This is a genomic window from Actinomadura sp. NPDC023710, from assembly GCF_040639875.1.
Taxonomy (GTDB): domain Bacteria; phylum Actinomycetota; class Actinomycetes; order Streptosporangiales; family Streptosporangiaceae; genus Spirillospora; species Spirillospora citrea.
The window spans coordinates 1-15,819 of the sequence record NZ_JBFAGB010000034.1 but is presented as its reverse complement, the minus strand read 5'-3'; the positions used below and the strand labels follow the sequence as shown (position 1 = coordinate 15,819).

Sequence of the window (15,819 nt, the reverse complement as noted above, 5' to 3'; positions counted from 1 at the left end):
CGGGCGGAGGAGCCACGTGGGAGCGGACCCCAGGAGAGGGGACAGGGCGGAACGCGCGCGGCCGGTCAGCGTGACGGGCAAGGTCATGGCCATCCTGAACGCCTTCGCGCAGGGCGGCGTCCGCCTCAACCTGAGTGAGATCTGCCGCCGCGCCGGCCTGCCGCTGGCGACCGGCCACCGCCTCGTCGGGGAGCTGGTCGGCGGCGGGTTCCTGGAGCGGGTGCCGGACGGCACGTACCGCATCGGCACCCGGCTGTGGCGCATCGGAAGCCAGGCCCCGGCGGTCACCGGGCTGCGAGAGCTGGCCCTCCCGCACATGGAGGACCTGTACGAGGCCACCCACGACAACGTCCAGCTCGGCGTGCTCCGCGACGAGCGGGTGCTGATCGTGGAGCGGCTGCGCGGGACGCGGTCGGTGCCGGTCGTGACCCAGGTCGGCGCGACCCTGCCGCTGCACACCACCGGCGTCGGGAAGGTGCTGCTGGCGTTCGCGCCGCCGCGGGTGCTGGAGAAGGTCCTGGCCGGCGAGCTGCCCCGGCACGCGGCGCGCTCCATCACCGACCCCGGCGAGCTGCGGCGCTGCGTCGAGCAGGTCCGCCGTTCCGGCTACGCGGTGACCCGCGACGAGATGACGCTCGGCGCGTCGTCCGTCGGCGCCCCCGTGCGCGACGGCGCGGGCGACGTGGTCGCGGCGGTGTCGCTGGTGTCGAGCACCCGCAGCGCCGACCTGCGGCGGCTGCTGCCGCCGCTGACGACCGCGGTGCGCGCCCTGTCCCGGGACGTGGCGGCGCACTGGCCCGGAGGCCCCGACCTGTTTTCCGCTGAGCGGAACGCCGGCGCCTGAACCTGCGGCGACGCGCGCGACCATCGGCGGGCGAAGCCATCACGAGGAGGATCGATGCGGACCCAGGTCGCGATCATCGGCGGAGGACCGGCGGGGCTGCTGCTGTCGCATCTGCTCCATCTCCAGGGGATCGACTCGGTGGTCCTGGAGAGCCGCGACCGCGACTATGTGGAGCACCGGCAGCGGGCCGGGATGCTGGAGCAGGGGACGACCGACGTCCTGCGCGAGAGCGGCGCGGGCGAGCGGCTGGACCGGGAGGGCCTGGTCCACCACGGGCTGGAGCTGCGGTTCGGCGGTGCCGGGCACCGGGTCCCGCTGACCGACCTCACCGGCCGGACCGTGACGGTCTACGCCCAGACCGAGATCGTCAAGGACCTCGTCGCCCGGCGGCTGGCCGACGGCGGCGACGTGCGGTTCGAGGCGGAGGTCGTCGCCCTGGACGCCTCCGCGCCGAGCGTGACCTTCCGCGACGGTGACCGGAACCGCACCCTGGACTGCGACTACATCGCCGGCTGCGACGGGTTCCACGGCGTCGGCCGCCCCGCAGTGCCGGGCCTGCGGACGTTCGAGCGCGAGTACCCGTTCGCCTGGCTCGGGATCCTCGCCGACGTCCCGCCCTCCACCGACGAGCTGATCTACGCCCACCACGACCGCGGGTTCGCGCTGCACAGCCTGCGCTCCCCGCAGGTCAGCCGCCTCTACCTCCAGGTGCCGCCGGACGAGGACATCGCCGCGTGGCCCGACGCCCGGATCTGGGACGAGCTCGCGGCGCGGTTCGCCACCGACGACGGCTGGGAGCTGCGCGAGGGCCCGATCACCGACAGGTCGATCACGCCGATGCGCAGCTTCGTGGCCGAGCCGCTGCGGCACGACCGGCTGTTCCTCGCCGGCGACGCGGGGCACATCGTCCCGCCGACCGGGGCGAAGGGCCTCAACCTGGCGGTGTCCGACGTGACCGTCCTGGCGCGGGCGTTCGCCGAACGGTACGCCTCCGGATCGCACACCCTGCTGGACGGCTACTCCGACGCGTGCCTGCGGCGGGTGTGGCGGGCCGAGCACTTCTCGTACTGGATGACCGCGCTGCTGCACACCGACCCGGCCGCAACCGGCTTCGAGCGCCGGCTCCAGCGCTCCCACCTGGACTACGTGGCCTCCTCCGAGGCGGCCAAGACCTCCCTGGCCGAGAACTACACCGGCCTTCCCCTCGCCTAGCCACGCGCTCGCGGCGCCCGGGTGAGATGCACGTCACCGAAATTAGCAGCCCCTGACATTTTGCCACGTAGGCAAGTTCGGTCTACGGTGAGACGCGTGGCGGCGCCGCCGGCCCCCGGCCCGGCGGCCGTCGGCGCGTGCCGTGCCCCACGTGGACGCGGAAGGTGAAAGGCTTCGGCATCTGCTCGACGTCGCCGCCCCGCCCGGCGGCGGCCGCGAGCCCGCCCCCGCCCGGCCCTGACCGGCGCAGAACCCGATGCGAAGGACAGCGCAGTGAGCCTCCTCGACAAGCCGCCCCGCCAGGTCGGCGCGTTATCACGACTGCGCAGGCCGGGACGGGCCGGCGCGGCCGCGGGACGCCCCGGCGGCCGGCCGCGGCCCGTCCGCGAGCTCCTGCTGATCATCGTGCTGTTCGCCGCCTACAAGCTCGGTCGGCTGCTGGCGGACGGGCGGGTGAGCGAGGCGTTCGACAACGCCCACCGCGTCCTGCGCCTGGAGCGCGTTCTCGGCCTGCCGGGCGAGGCGGGCGTCCAGCACGGGCTGCTGCACAGCCAGTTCCTCGTGCACGCGGCCAACTCCTACTACGCCTACGTGCACTTCCCGGCCGCCGTGCTGTTCCTGCTCTGGATCTACCTGCGGCGGCCCGTCCACTACCGGTGGGTGCGCCGGGTGCTCGTGGCGCTCACCGCCGCGGCGCTCGTCCTGCACCTGCTCGTGCCGCTGGCGCCTCCGCGCATGCTGCCCGCGGCGGGGCTGATCGACACCGCCGCCCGGTACGGGCCCTCGGTGTACGGGGCGCCGCAGACCGACACGATCGCCAACCAGTACGCGGCCATGCCGTCCCTGCACATCGGCTGGGCGGCCGTCATCGCGCTCGGGCTGGTCGTCACGTCCCGGACGCGGTGGCGGTGGATGTGGCTCCTGCACCCGATCGCGACGATCGCGGTCGTCGTCGGCACCGCCAACCACTACTGGCTGGACGGGATCGTGGTGCTGGCGCTGCTGTCGGTCACCGTCCTGCTGCTGCGCCCGCCGCCGGCGGACGAGCCCGCGGGTTAGCCCGCGGGCTCGGCGCCCAGCGTCTCGAGCAGCTCGGTCACCGGCTGCAGCTTCTCGTACAGAAGCAGGACGGGCTCGCCCGGCGCCGCCATGTCCAGCGCGGAGGTCAGCGCGCCCTTCAGGTCCCCGGCCGGGTGGTGGCGCACGTCCGGGCGGACCTCCCGCAGCCCCTGGACGATCAGCCGGGTCATCTCGCCCGAGCGGCGCCCCCGCAGGTCCTCGTCCTCGTAGACGACGACGCGGCCGAACGAGCCCGCCAGCGCCCGGGCGGTCTCGCTCACCAGCTCGTCGGAGCGGTCGCCCGGCAGCGTGACCGCCGCGACCCCGACGCCGCCCCAGCACCGCTCGACGAACGCGCCCATCGCCCCGACCGCCGCCGGGTTGTGGGCGTAGTCGACCAGGACGGGGTTGGCGCCGACCTGGTACACGCAGCCCCGTCCGGGGTTGCGCGTGTGCGGGTCGAACGAGCGCAGCGCCCGCGCCACCACCTCCACCGGCACGCCGAGGGCGCGGGCGGCGGCCGCCGCGGCGAGCGCGTTGGCGATCACGTGGCGGGCGTGCCCGCCGAACGAGCCCGCCACCTCGGCGGCCGGCAGGATCGGTGTCCGGCGATCGCCGCGCGCCTCGGTCAGCCACCCGTCCCTGACGCTGTAGCCGGCGCCGCCGCGGCGCAGGTGCCCGGCGAGGACGGGGGCGTCGGGGGACAGGGCGAAGTAGCGCAGCACCGGGTCGCGCTCGCGGACCCCCGGCCGCCCGGCGAGGCCCGCCGACGCCGCGTCCTCGGCGTTGAGGACCACGTGGCCGCCCTGCCGGATCTCCTCGGCGACCAGGGACTTGATGTCGACCAGGTCGTCCACGGTCTCGGTGTCGTCGACGCCGAGGTGGTCGCGGGTGACGTTGGTGACGACCGCGACGTCGGCGCGGTCGTAGCCGAGGCCGCGCCGCACGATGCCGCCCCGCGCGGTCTCCAGGACGGCCGCCTCCACCGACCGGTCGCCGAGCACCATCTCCGCCGAGCGCGGCCCGGACGCGTCGGACCGGTGGACCAGCTGCCCGCCGACGTACACGCCCTCGGTGCTGGTCATGCCGGTCCGGCGCCCGTCCAGCTCCAGCATGTGCGCGATCATCCGGACGGTCGTGGTCTTGCCGTTGGTGCCGGTGACCGACACGACCGGCACCCGCGAGGGCGTCCCCTCCGGGTACATCAGGCCGATGATGTCGCCGGCGACGTCGCGTCCCGCGCCCTGGTGCGGCGCCAGGTGCATCCGCAGGCCGGGCGCGGCGTTGACCTCCAGGATCCCGGCGGCGCCGCGCTCGGCGGGCGGCGGGGAGGCGGCGTCGGGCAGCCGCAGGTCGATGCCGCACACGTCCATGCCGACGGCCGCGGCGGCCCGCACGCACATCGCGGCGACCGCGGGGTGGACGTCCGCGGTCACGTCCCGGCTGGTGCCGCCGGTGGACAGGTTCGCGTTGCGGCGCAGCCACACCCGCTCCCCGTCGGCGGGCACCGACCGCGGGCCGTGCCCCTGCCGCTCCAGCAGCGCCAGCTCGGCGGGGCCGAGGACGAGCCGGGTCAGCGGCCGGTCGTGGCCCTGGCCGCGCGCAGGGTCGGCGTTGACCCGCTCCACCAGCGCCGCGACCGCGGCCGTGCCGTCGCCGGTCACGCACGCGGCGGTCAGCTCGGCCGCCGCCGCGACCCGGCCGCCGACCACCAGCACCCGGTAGTCCTTGCCCGGGATGTAGCTCTCGACGAGGACCTCGCCGCCGTCCCCGGCCGCCGACGCGAACGCGGCCACCACCTCCGGCGGCGTGGTCAGCTCGATGTGCACGCCCTCGCCCTGGTGGCCCGCCAGCGGCTTGACGACCACCGGGCTCCCGACGGCGCGCAGCGCCTCCAGCGCCTCGCCCGGGGACGCCGCGACGCGCCCCTCCGGCACGGGCAGGCCGGCGTCGGCGAGCAGGCGGTGCGCGAGCCGCTTGTCGCCCGCGACCTCCATCCCGATCGCCGAGGTGGCGTCGGTCATCGCCGCCCACACCGTCCGGCGGTACCGCCCGTACCCCAGGCGCAGCAGGTTGAGCCCGCCGACCCGGCGCACCGGCACGCCCCGCTCGCGCGCCGCCCGCGCCAGCGCCGCCGTGCTCACCCCGAGCCGCTCCTCCTCGTGGACGGCGGCGATCCGGGCCAAGTCGGCCGAGGTGCCCGGGACGAGCCCGGCGAGCGCCCCGTTCACGATCCGCACCGCCAGGGTGATCAGCCGCTCCACCACCGGGCTCGCGGACGGCTCGTCGGGCGGGCACTCCAGGATCACGTCGTACTCGGCGGGCCCGCCCGCGCGCACGGTGCGGCCGAAGAACACCTCCCGCCCGATCAGCCCGGACAGCTCCAGCGTGACGTGCTCGGTGACGTGGCCGAAGTAGGTGCCGCGCGCCATCGCCTCCAGCAGCCCGCCCGGGCGGCCCGCCGAGCAGTGGTGTTCGGCCAGTCCGGGCAGGGCGTCGACGAGCCGCTCGGCGAAGCCGGGATGGTCGGTGGTCTCGTGGCCGGTCAGGCCCTGCAGGTCCAGCCGCGCGATCGCGACCGGGCGGGACAGGTAGATGTTCGGGCCGCCGAGGCGGCGCACATGGTCGAGTCGCACCGCTATCCCTCCTCCGGGCCGCGCATGTTGCCGATCGCCGGGAGCCGGTCGTTCATCTGGAACGCGCAGCCGGCCGGCAGCAGGTGCAGCGACACGTCGAGCATGGCCATCGGCTCGTCGTCGGAGGCGGCGTAGGCGACCGTGGCCTGCCCGGCGTCCACGACCGTGACGACGCCCGTCCCGACGACGTCGAACCGCCCGTCGCCGACCACGATCGCCGTGTCCTCGTCGATCCCGACGCCGAGCAGCCGGGTGTCCAGCGCTATCCCGCTCATCAGCCTCGGCAGCCGCCCCCGCTCGTTGAAGTGCATGTCGATCAGCACGTTGTCGAGCAGGGCGAGCCCGGGGCCGACCTTCACGGTGGAGGCGGCCACATCGTGGCCGCGGCCGCCGAGGATCATCCAGTGGCCCATGGCGGTGGCGCCCGCGCTCGTCCCGGCGATCACCAGACCCTCCTGGTCGAGCCGGCGCTTGAGCAGCTCGTTGGTCCTCGAACCGACCAGGGTGCGGATCCGCGACTGGTCGCCTCCGCTGAACAGCACCCCCGTCGCGGTCTCCAGCGCCCGCTGCGTCGCCGCGTCGTCGGCCGCCGCCCGGCCGAGCAGCCGCAGTTCGCGCACCGAGGACACGCCGAGCCGTCCGAACACCGCGGTGTACTCGTCGGCGACCTCCTCGGGCACCTCCGTCGCCGTGGTGATGACGACGATCCGCGCGTCCTCCTCGCCCGCCAGCTCGACGAACGTCTCCAGCGGGCCGGAGCCGCAGATCCGGTTCTCCGCACCGCCGATGATCAGCAGCCGGCCCTTGCGTCCGGCGCCTCCGTGTTTGTGGTTCACACGTGCTAGCTACCCCTGATAACCGCCTGTAGTCGCGCGAACGCGACAAGTCATGGGATGGGGTGCGTCGTGCTGTGACATGCTGTGCCGGTGAGCGGCCCCGTTCCCGCGGACGACGCCGTGCGGCCGCCGTCCGGCGCGGCCCGCCCATGGCCGCACCAGGGCGGCCGTGCCGCCGCGCTGGCCGCCGCGTCCGCCCACTACCTGCGGGGCGAGCCGATCGACATGTCCGCGCTCGCCGCCGAACTGGGCGTCGGGCGCGCCACCCTCTACCGGTGGGTCGGCAGCCGCGAGCAGCTCCTGGCCGCCCTGCTCGGGGAGATGACCGAGCGCACCTACCGCGTCGCCGCGCGCGGCGTCGGCGGCGCCGGCACCGAGCGGATCCTCGCCCTGCTGGACCGGTTCATGCGCGCGGTGGTGGACGCCGAGCCGCTGAAGGCGTTCACCGAGCGCGAGCCCCGGCTGTTCATCAGGCTGGCCACCATGCCCGGCACCATCGAGGACCGCGCCACCGAGCTGCTGACCGGCGAGCTCCAGGCGGAGATCGACCGCGGCGCGCTGCGCACCCGGCTGCCGACCCGGACGCTCGCGCAGGCCATCGTCCGGATCGCCGACTCCTTCATGTACGCCCATTACCTGGGCGGGAACCGGCCGGAGATCGACCGGGCGCTGGAGGTCGTCGAGCTGCTGCTGCGGCCCTGCCCGGGCGGCGGGGAATCACCGGGCGCGGCGGGACGCTGAATCTGTGGGGACATGACCGTTTCGCGGCATTGCTCCCCGTGAGAGGCTGAAAGTCATTGGACTCATCGTCGAAAGAGGGGCCGTGAGCGACATCCCCCGCCGCGCGGTGACGCGGACCGCCAAGCTGGCGAGCCTGCCGCTCGGCTTCGCCGGGCGCACCGCCCTCGGTTTCGGCAAGCGGACCATCGGCCGTCCCGCCGAGGCCGTCGCGCTGGAGGTCCAGCGCCGCACCGCCGAGCAGCTGTTCGCCGTGCTCGGCGAGCTGAAGGGCGGCGCCATGAAGGTCGGCCAGCTGCTGTCGATCTTCGAGGCGGGGCTGCCCGAGGAGGTCGCCGGCCCGTTCCGCGCCAGCCTGACCCGGCTGCAGGAGGCGGCGCCGCCCATGCCCGCCGCGACGACGCACCGCGTCCTCGCCGAGGGTCTCGGCGAGGACTGGCGTGCGATGTTCGCCGAGTTCGACGACCGCCCGGCCGCCGCCGCGTCCATCGGCCAGGTCCACAAGGCCGTCTGGCACGACGGCCGCGCGGTCGCGGTCAAGGTCCAGTACCCCGGCGCCGCCCAGGCCCTCATGAGCGACTTCAACCAGATCTCCCGCCTCAGCCGCCTCGTCACGCCGCTGTTCCCGGGCGTGGAGGTCAAGCCGGTCGTCGCCGACCTCAAGCGACGCCTGGAGAAGGAGCTCGACTACGTCGACGAGGCCCGCGCCCAGACCGCCTTCCATGACGCCTACGACGGCGACCCGGACTTCACCGTCCCCGCCGTCGTCGCCCAGTCGGGCAACGTGCTGGTCACCGAGTGGCTGGAGGGCACCCCGCTCGCCAAGGTCATCGCCGAGGGCGACCAGGAGGCCCGGAACCGCGCCGGCCTGCTGCTGTTCCGCTTCCTGCTGTCCGGCCCGGCCCGCTGCGAGATGATCCACATCGACCCGCACCCGGGCAACTTCCGGCTGCTGGACGACGGCCGCCTCGGCGTCATGGACTTCGGCGGCGCCGCCCGCGTCCCCGCCGAGCTCCAGTGGTCGATCGGGCGCCTGCTGCGCATCGGCACCCTCGGCGACCCCGACGACATCGTGGACGCGCTGTTCGAGGAGGGCTTCCTGATCGGGGACGCCGAAGTGGACCCCGACGAGGTCGCCGCGCTCGTCGCCCCGCACGCCGCCCCGTTCGCCGTGGAGCGCTTCCGCTACTCCCGCGAATGGCTGCGCGAGCAGACGGCCCGCGGTCTCGGTCTGGCCTCCGACCTGCGGCCCGGCGCACTCGCCCGCGCGTTCCGCCTGCCGCCGCAGTACCTCGCCGTCAGCCGCGCCCTCTCCGGCTGCGGGGGCGTCCTGTGCCAGCTGGAGGCCGAGGGCGAGTACCGTGCCGAAGCCGAGCGCTGGCTCCCCGGTTTCTCCACCGACACCGACACGGACACCGACACCGATCCCGACCTCGACGACAAGGCGCAGATCACCGCCTGAGCCCGCCCGGCGGTCATGCCCCCGGCCGGGTCATGCCAGGGCCTGCGCCTCCTCCTGCTCCACCCGCTGGTTCCATTCGCGCTTTCCGGACTGCCATCCGTCCTCGTCGCGGCCGCGCCGCCAGTAGCCGGAGATCGACAGCCGGTCCAGGGGAAGGCCGCGCTCGACGCGCAGGTGGCGGCGGAGCGCCTTGACGAGGTTGGCCTCGCCGTGCACGAAGGCGTGCACCTCCCCGTCGGGGAAGTCGAGCTTCTGGACGGCCTCGACCAGCAGGTCGCCGACCTGGCCGCCGCCCCGGTGCAGCCAGACGACCTCCGCGTCGCCGGACGTGCGCAGGTCCTGCTCCTCCTCGGGCCCCGCGACCTCGATCAGCACGCGGGCGGGGGCGCCGTCCGGGAGGCGTTCCAGGGAGGCCGCGATCGCGGGCAGGGCGCTCTCGTCGCCGGCGAGCAGGTGCCATCCGGCGTCGGCGCGGGGCGCGTAGCCGCCGCCCGGGCCGTTGAAGAAGATCTCCTCGCCCGGCCGGGCGCTCGCCGCCCACGGACCGGCGAGGCCCTTGTCGCCGTGGTGGACGAAGTCGATCGTCAGCTCGCCGGCCCCGGCGTCCCACGCGCGGACGGTGTAGGTGCGGGTGCTGGGCCACTGCTCGCGCGGCAGCTCGGCGCGCACCCGCTCCATGTCGAACGGCTCGGGGTAGGCGACGCCCGGCCGCGGGAACAGCAGCTTCACGTAGTGGTCGGTGAACTCGCCCGCGCCGAAGTCCGAGAGCCCGTCACCGCCGAGGACCACGCGGATCATGTGCGGTGTGAGGCGCTCGGTGCGCAGCACCGTCCCCCGGTGGAGCCTGCGTCCCTTGCGTGCCGGTTCCGTCGCCATAGGGTCCCCTCAGATGATCCGGATCACAGTGCTTAGGCAAGCCTAACCACTGCCGGATCCCGAATGTTCCCCGATGGAGTCCGGCGATCAGTGAGCCGAGGCCAGGCGGGCCGTGCGGGTCCGTGCGACCTCGGCGGCGATCGCCGCGAACGCGGCGTCGGTCTCCTCTCCGGCGAGGACGGTCGCCAGCGTCGACTTCACGATGACGACGCCGTACCGGGGCGAGACCCAGATGAGCTGGCCGCCGAGGCCGTTGGCCGAGAAGTCGCCGTTCTCGCCGAGCCACCACTGCAGGCCGTACCCCCTGTTGAACGTGGCGGACGGCTGCGTCGACTCCGTCACCCACGAGGCGGGAACGACCTGGCGCCCGTTCGCCCTGCCGCCGTTCAGGTACAGCAGGCCGAACCGCGCGAAGTCGCGGTCGGTGGCGTAGTAGCAGCAGTACCCCATGTTGTTGCCGTTGGAGTCGTTGCCGAGGTACGCCTTGGCGGCCATCCCGGCCGGTCCCCAGATCTTCTTCTGGACGTAGGCGTGGTACGGGACCCCGGTCGCCTTGGCCACGACCCAGGAGAGGACGAACGAGTTCATGCTCGTGTACTCGAACCTCGTCCCCGGCTCCCATCCGCGCTTGCGCTGCTTGGCCAGTTCGGTCAGCGGATACCCGAGGCTCGCGGCGACGTGCACGAACGGCACGTCGTTGGTCTCCGTCCACTGGATGCCCGACGACATCCGCAGCAGGTCCCGCAGGGAGACGCCGTCGTAGCCCGAGCCCGCCAGCTCCGGGACGTACCGGGTGACCGGGTCGTCGACCGAGTCGATGAAGCCCTCGCCGAGCGCGATGCCGACCGCGGCCGAGGTGAACGACTTCGCCATCGACCACGACTGGAACAGGGTGTCGCGGTTGGTGGTGACGTACCGCTCGAAGACGACGTCGCTTCGGTCCAGGACGACGAACCCCTGCGTACCGGTACGGGCGAGGTAGTCGTCGAGGGTGTGCCTCTGGCCTTCGTAGGTGTAGGTGACCGCGAGCGGCCGGTACGCCTCGCGCAGGGCGACGGGATCGGACGAGGGCAGCAGGGGGTCGAAGCCGCGCGCGGCCTCGGTGACGCCGACGGACGGCGGGGGCGGCGGCGCGGGCGCCGGGGGAGCGGCGTTCGCCGGGGGAGCGGCGAGGGCGACGGTGACGGCGGCTGCGGCGAGTGCGAGCGTCCAGGGCCTGCGGCGCATCGGACCTCCGTGGGGGGCGGGATCGGCCGGGTTCCTCACCGATGGTGATCGCGACGCGCCGCCGCGTCCATGGTGCGGGGCGACGAAATCCGGAGGCGGACATGGCGTTGCGGCACAAAGGCCCGCGGCCCGGGGCCGGTGACCCTCCGAACAGGGCCCTCTGCGGTACGTTCGACGGGCCCCGCGTCCCCTCAGCCGCCCGTGCCGCCGGAGGAACGATGTCCGTGCTCGCCCAGCTGCTCGCCGCCGTCGCCGACGGCTCCGTGGAGATCGTCGACCTGACGGCACCGCTGTCGGAACGGACCCCGATCCTGCGATTGCCGGAGCCGTTCGCCAACACCGTCCCGTTCCGGCTGAGGGAGATCAGCCGCTACGACGACCGCGGACCCGCCTGGTACTGGAACGACATCGAGACCGGCGAGCACGTCGGCACCCACTTCGACGCCCCGGTGCACTGGGCCACCGGCCGCGACGGCGAGGACGTCTCGCAGGTCCCGCCCGCCCGGCTCGTCGCCCCCGCCGTGGTGCTGGACGCCTCCGGGCGCGCAGCCGCCGACCCCGACTTCCTGCTGGAGATCGACCACGTCCGCGACTGGGAGCGGGCGCACGGCCCGCTCCCGGACGGCGGCTGGCTCCTCTACCGGACGGGCTGGGACGCCCGCGCCGCCGACCAGGACGCCTTCCTCAACGCCGACGAGAACGGCCCGCACACCCCGGGGATCTCGGCCGAGTGCGCCCGGTGGCTGGCCGAGGAGACGCCGCTGCTCGGCCTCGGCGTCGAGACCGTCGGCACCGACGCGGGCGCCGCCCACGGCTTCGACCCGCCCTTCCCGTGCCACTCCTACTTCCTCGGCGCCGGCAAGTACGGGCTCACCCAGCTGCGGAACCTCGGCCGGCTCCCGGCCCGCGGCGCCGTGCTGCTCGCCTCGCCGCTGCCGATCGTCGGCGGCTCGGGGAGCCCGGCCCGGGTGCTCGCGCTGATCGAGCGATGAACGTCGCCGAGGCGGTGGGGCAGACCCTCGCGCGGTTCGGCGCCGGCGCCGTCTTCGGAGTCGTCGGCAGCGGCAACTTCCACGTCACGAACGCCCTCGCGGCGAACGGCGCCCGGTTCGTCGCCGCCCGCCACGAGGGCGGCGCCGTGACGATGGCCGACGCGTACGCGCGGGTGAGCCGCGGCCTCGGCGTCGTGACCGTCCACCAGGGGCCCGGCCTGACCAACGCGGTCACGGGCATGGCGGAGGCCGCCAAGAGCCGTACGCCGCTGCTGGTGGTCGCGGGCGAGGTGGCCGCGGCCGCGGTCCGCTCCAACTTCCGCGTCGACCAGGCGGCGATCGCCGCGGCGGTGGGCGCCGTCCCCGAGCGGGTCCACTCCCCGCAGACCGCCCTGGCCGACGTGGCGCGCGCGTGCCGGACGGCGGTCGCCGAACGCCGCACGGTGCTGCTCGGCCTGCCGCTGGACGTCCAGGCCGCCGACCTGCCGGACTCGTCCGCGCGGACGTCCGCCCGCGCCCGGCCGGGGAGAGTGCCGGCGCTGCCGGTGCCGCCGCCCGCCGCGATCGCCGGCCTCGCCGACGCGCTCCAGGCGGCGCGGCGGCCGGTGTTCGTCGCGGGGCGCGGCGCGCGCCTGTCGGGTGCGCGCGACGCCCTGGCCGAGCTCGCCGGACGCTGCGGGGCGCTGCCCGCGACGTCGGCGGTGGCGCGCGGGCTGTTCGCGGGCGACCCGTTCGCCCTGGACGTCAGCGGAGGCTTCGCCACCCCCGCCGCCGCGGAGCTGATCCGCGGCGCCGACCTGGTCGTCGCCTGGGGCTGCTCGCTGAACATGTGGACGACGCGGCACGGCGCCCTCATCGGCCGGGGCGCCGCGGTCGTGCAGGTCGACGTGGACGCGCACGCGCTCGGCGCGCACCGCCCCGTCGACCTCGGCCTGATCGGCGACGCCGCCGAGACCGCGCGGGCCGCCTCGGCCGAGCTCGGCGCGCGCGGGCACCGGGCCATCGGCTACCGCACGCCCGAGGTGGCGGAGCGGCTCGCCCGCGAGGGCCGCTGGCAGGACGTCCCCTACGACGAGCACCCCGGCGAGGACGGCGGCGACGGCCCCCGCATCGACCCGCGCACGCTGACGATCGCCCTGGACGGGATGCTGCCCCGCGAGCGCACGGTGGCCGTCGACTCCGGCAACTTCATGGGCTACCCGGCGATGTTCCTGGACGTCCCCGATGACGACGGCCTGGTGTTCACGCAGGCGTTCCAGTCGGTGGGGCTCGGCCTCGCGTCCGCCATCGGCGCGGCCGTGGCCCGCCCGGACCGGCTCACCGTCGCCGCGCTCGGCGACGGCGGCGCGCTGATGTCGGTCGCGGAGCTGGAGACGGCCGTCCGGCTCGGGCTCGGCCTGCTCGTGCTCGTCTACGACGACGAGGCCTACGGGGCGGAGGTGCACCACTTCGGTCCGGGCGGGCACCCCCTCGACGCCGTGACGTTCCCGCCCGCGGACCTGGCCGCGATCGGGCGCGGGTTCGGCTGCGCGGCGGCGACCGTCCGGACGGCGGACGATCTCGCGGCGGTGGCCCGCTGGCTGGCGGGGCCGCGCGACCGGCCGATGGTCGTGGACGCCAAGGTCACCCGCCGTTGTCCCTCATGGTGGCTGGAGGAGGCGTTCCGTGGTCATTAGCTGACCCTGTGTAGCCGCGCTCTCCTTGGGAACGATCACGAACACGGCCGCCGTGGCCTGCTTCACACGCCCGAGGAGGAGACATGACGCGAGGGCCGAGGCTGCCCGAACTCGCCAAGGAGATGTCGGCGGAGTTCGCCGGCACTCTGATCCTTATCCTGTTCGGCGTCGCCGTCGTCGCCCAGGTCGTGGCGGGGAGCGGGCTCGGCGACCCGCAGAGCCTCGGCGACCACGACAGCATCGCCTGGGCCTGGGGGTTCGGCGTCACGCTCGGCGTGTACGTCGCGGCCCGGACCAGCGGCGGGCACCTCAACCCCGCCGTGACGCTCGCGCTCGCGGTGTTCAAGGGGTTCCCCTGGCGCAAGGTCCTGCCGTTCTGGTTCGCGCAGACGCTCGGCGCCTTCGTGGCCGCGCTGATCGTCCGATGGGACTACAGCGAGATCCTCGCCAAGTTCGACCCCGGCCACACCTTGAAGACCCAGTTCGTGTTCTCCACCCTGCCGGGCAACGGCTCGCTGCCGATCGGCACCTGGGGCGCGTTCCGCGACCAGGTGATCGGCACCGCCATCCTGCTCTTCCTCGTCCTGGCCCTCACCGACCTGCGCAACGCGCCGCCGCTGGCCAACCTGGCGCCGCTGATCATCGGCATCGTGGTGGTGGCGATCGGGATGGCGTGGGGCTCCGACGCCGGCTACGCGATCAACCCGGCCCGCGACTTCGGGCCGCGGCTCGCCCAGTACATCACCGGTTACGACACCGCCTGGCGGGACCAGTACGGCGACCTGTACTTCTGGGTGCCGATCGTCGCGCCGCTGATCGGCGGCCCGCTCGGCGCCGGCCTGTACCTGGTGCTCGTCGGGCGCCACCTTCCAGAGGAGGAGGGCGGCCTGCCCACGGGGCCGGAGCCTGAATACGACGTCACCTGACGGGCCCGTTCCCGCGGGCGGAAAGGAAGAGTCCATGGCCGACTTCGTCGGGGCCCTCGACCAGGGCACGACCAGCACCCGATTCATGATCTTCGACCACGGCGGCAACGAGATCGCCCGCCACCAGCTCGAACACGAGCAGATCCTGCCCCAGGCCGGCTGGGTCGAGCACAACCCGACCGAGATCTGGGAGCGCACCCGTTCCGTCATCGAGAGCACGCTGAACAGGGCGAACCTGTCCCACAGCGACCTGGCCGCGTTCGGGATCACCAACCAGCGCGAGACGACCGTGGTGTGGAACCGGCGCACCGGGCGCCCCTACTACAACGCGATCGTCTGGCAGGACACCCGCACCGACCGCATCGCGTCCGCGCTCGAACGCGACGGCCGGGGCGAGACGATCCGGCACCGCGCCGGGCTGCCGCCCGCGACGTACTTCTCCGGCGGGAAGATCCAGTGGATCCTGGAGAACGTCGACGGCGTCCGCGAGGCCGCCGAGAACGGCGACGCGGTCTTCGGCAACATCGACACCTGGGTGCTGTGGAACCTCACCGGCGGGATCGACGGCGGCGTGCACGTCACCGACCCGACCAACGCCAGCCGCACCATGCTGATGGACCTGGAGACCCTCGCCTGGGACGACCAGCTCCTGTCGTTCTTCGGGATCCCGCGCTCCATGCTGCCGGAGATCAAACCGTCCTCGGCGCCCGACGCCTACGGGACGACCCGCGCGAACGGCCCGCTCGGCGGCGAGGTCCCGCTCACCGGCATCCTCGGCGACCAGCAGGCGGCGACGGTCGGGCAGGTGTGCTTCTCTCCCGGCGAGGCCAAGAACACCTACGGCACCGGCAACTTCCTGCTGCTCAACACGGGTGAGGAACTCGTCCGCTCCAAGGCGGGGATGCTCACCACGGTCTGCTACCAGTTCGCCGACGACGCGCCCGTCTACGCGCTGGAGGGTTCGATCGCGGTGACGGGGTCGGCGGTGCAGTGGCTGCGCGACCAGCTCGGCATCATCTCCGGCGCGGCGCAGAGCGAGTCGCTGGCCCGGCAGGTCGACGACAACGGCGGGGTCTACTTCGTCCCGGCCTTCTCCGGCCTGTTCGCCCCCTACTGGAGATCGGACGCCCGCGGCGCCATCGTCGGCCTCTCGCGCTTCAACACCAACGCCCACCTGGCCCGCGCCACCCTGGAATCCATCTGCTACCAGTCCCGCGACGTCGTCGAAGCCATGCGCGAGGACTCCGGAGTCTCCCTGGACGTCCTCAAGGTCGACGGCGGCGTCACCGCCAACGAACTGTGCATGCAACTCCAGGCCGACATCCTCGGCGTCCC

At 74.1% G+C, this 15,819-nt stretch carries 13 protein-coding genes; 9 read left to right on the top strand and 4 right to left on the bottom strand.

Going from position 1 to position 15,819, the window contains the following annotated elements:
• The first annotated feature begins 16 nt into the window (after window positions 1-16).
• The 3 genes from AB0H37_RS32395 (at window position 17) to AB0H37_RS32385 (ending at window position 3,115) form a co-directional block, all read left to right on the top strand.
• Complete coding sequence (locus tag AB0H37_RS32395) at window positions 17-844, top strand: IclR family transcriptional regulator (protein ID WP_229810675.1); 828 nt, start codon at window positions 17-19, stop codon at window positions 842-844.
• Between the two features lie 54 nt (window positions 845-898).
• Window positions 899-2,056: a 4-hydroxybenzoate 3-monooxygenase gene (locus AB0H37_RS32390; RefSeq protein ID WP_360616705.1), complete on the top strand. Its 1,158-nt coding sequence runs from the start codon at window positions 899-901 to the stop codon at window positions 2,054-2,056.
• Between the two features lie 273 nt (window positions 2,057-2,329).
• Window positions 2,330-3,115: a phosphatase PAP2 family protein gene (locus AB0H37_RS32385; protein ID WP_329091062.1), complete on the top strand. Its 786-nt coding sequence runs from the start codon at window positions 2,330-2,332 to the stop codon at window positions 3,113-3,115.
• On the opposite strand, the gene cphA is transcribed toward AB0H37_RS32385, so the two are convergent.
• A complete protein-coding gene (gene cphA / locus AB0H37_RS32380) occupies window positions 3,112-5,751 on the bottom strand; it encodes a cyanophycin synthetase (RefSeq protein WP_329091060.1) in 2,640 nt (879 codons plus the stop codon). The two genes, AB0H37_RS32385 and cphA, sit on opposite strands and share 4 nt — an antisense overlap.
• Window positions 5,752-5,753: 2 nt before the next feature.
• Entirely contained in the window at window positions 5,754-6,587 is an 834-nt protein-coding gene (locus AB0H37_RS32375) for a cyanophycinase (RefSeq protein ID WP_179834775.1), read from the bottom strand.
• 90 nt (window positions 6,588-6,677) lie between these two features.
• Between AB0H37_RS32375 and AB0H37_RS32370 the strand changes: the two genes are divergently transcribed.
• Both AB0H37_RS32370 and AB0H37_RS32365 read left to right on the top strand, forming a co-directional pair.
• The gene (locus tag AB0H37_RS32370) at window positions 6,678-7,328 is read left to right on the top strand and encodes a QsdR family transcriptional regulator (RefSeq protein ID WP_360616704.1); all 651 of its coding nucleotides are present in this window, start codon (window positions 6,678-6,680) and stop codon (window positions 7,326-7,328) included.
• A gap of 82 nt (window positions 7,329-7,410) precedes the next feature.
• Window positions 7,411-8,787 (top strand): AarF/ABC1/UbiB kinase family protein, encoded by a 1,377-nt coding sequence (locus AB0H37_RS32365; RefSeq protein ID WP_360616703.1) that lies wholly within the window; start codon window positions 7,411-7,413, stop codon window positions 8,785-8,787.
• 30 nt (window positions 8,788-8,817) lie between these two features.
• Here the strand turns inward: AB0H37_RS32365 and AB0H37_RS32360 are convergent, their stop codons facing one another.
• Window positions 8,818-9,663: a siderophore-interacting protein gene (locus tag AB0H37_RS32360; protein WP_360616702.1), complete on the bottom strand. Its 846-nt coding sequence runs from the start codon at window positions 9,661-9,663 to the stop codon at window positions 8,818-8,820.
• 87 nt (window positions 9,664-9,750) lie between these two features.
• Complete coding sequence (locus tag AB0H37_RS32355; protein ID WP_179834778.1) at window positions 9,751-10,890, bottom strand: serine hydrolase domain-containing protein; 1,140 nt, start codon at window positions 10,888-10,890, stop codon at window positions 9,751-9,753.
• A 218-nt stretch (window positions 10,891-11,108) separates the two neighbouring features.
• Between AB0H37_RS32355 and AB0H37_RS32350 the strand changes: the two genes are divergently transcribed.
• The 4 genes from AB0H37_RS32350 to glpK all read left to right on the top strand — a co-directional run.
• A complete protein-coding gene (locus tag AB0H37_RS32350) occupies window positions 11,109-11,882 on the top strand; it encodes a cyclase family protein (RefSeq protein ID WP_329091048.1) in 774 nt (257 codons plus the stop codon).
• The gene (locus AB0H37_RS32345) at window positions 11,879-13,558 is read left to right on the top strand and encodes a thiamine pyrophosphate-binding protein (protein ID WP_360616701.1); all 1,680 of its coding nucleotides are present in this window, start codon (window positions 11,879-11,881) and stop codon (window positions 13,556-13,558) included. The genes AB0H37_RS32350 and AB0H37_RS32345 overlap by 4 nt, the downstream gene beginning before the upstream one ends.
• An 83-nt stretch (window positions 13,559-13,641) precedes the next feature.
• Entirely contained in the window at window positions 13,642-14,484 is an 843-nt protein-coding gene (locus tag AB0H37_RS32340; RefSeq protein WP_329091044.1) for an MIP/aquaporin family protein, read from the top strand.
• Between the two features lie 34 nt (window positions 14,485-14,518).
• The coding region (gene glpK / locus AB0H37_RS32335; protein WP_360616700.1) for a glycerol kinase GlpK at window positions 14,519-15,819 on the top strand (1,301 nt) is incomplete at its 3' end.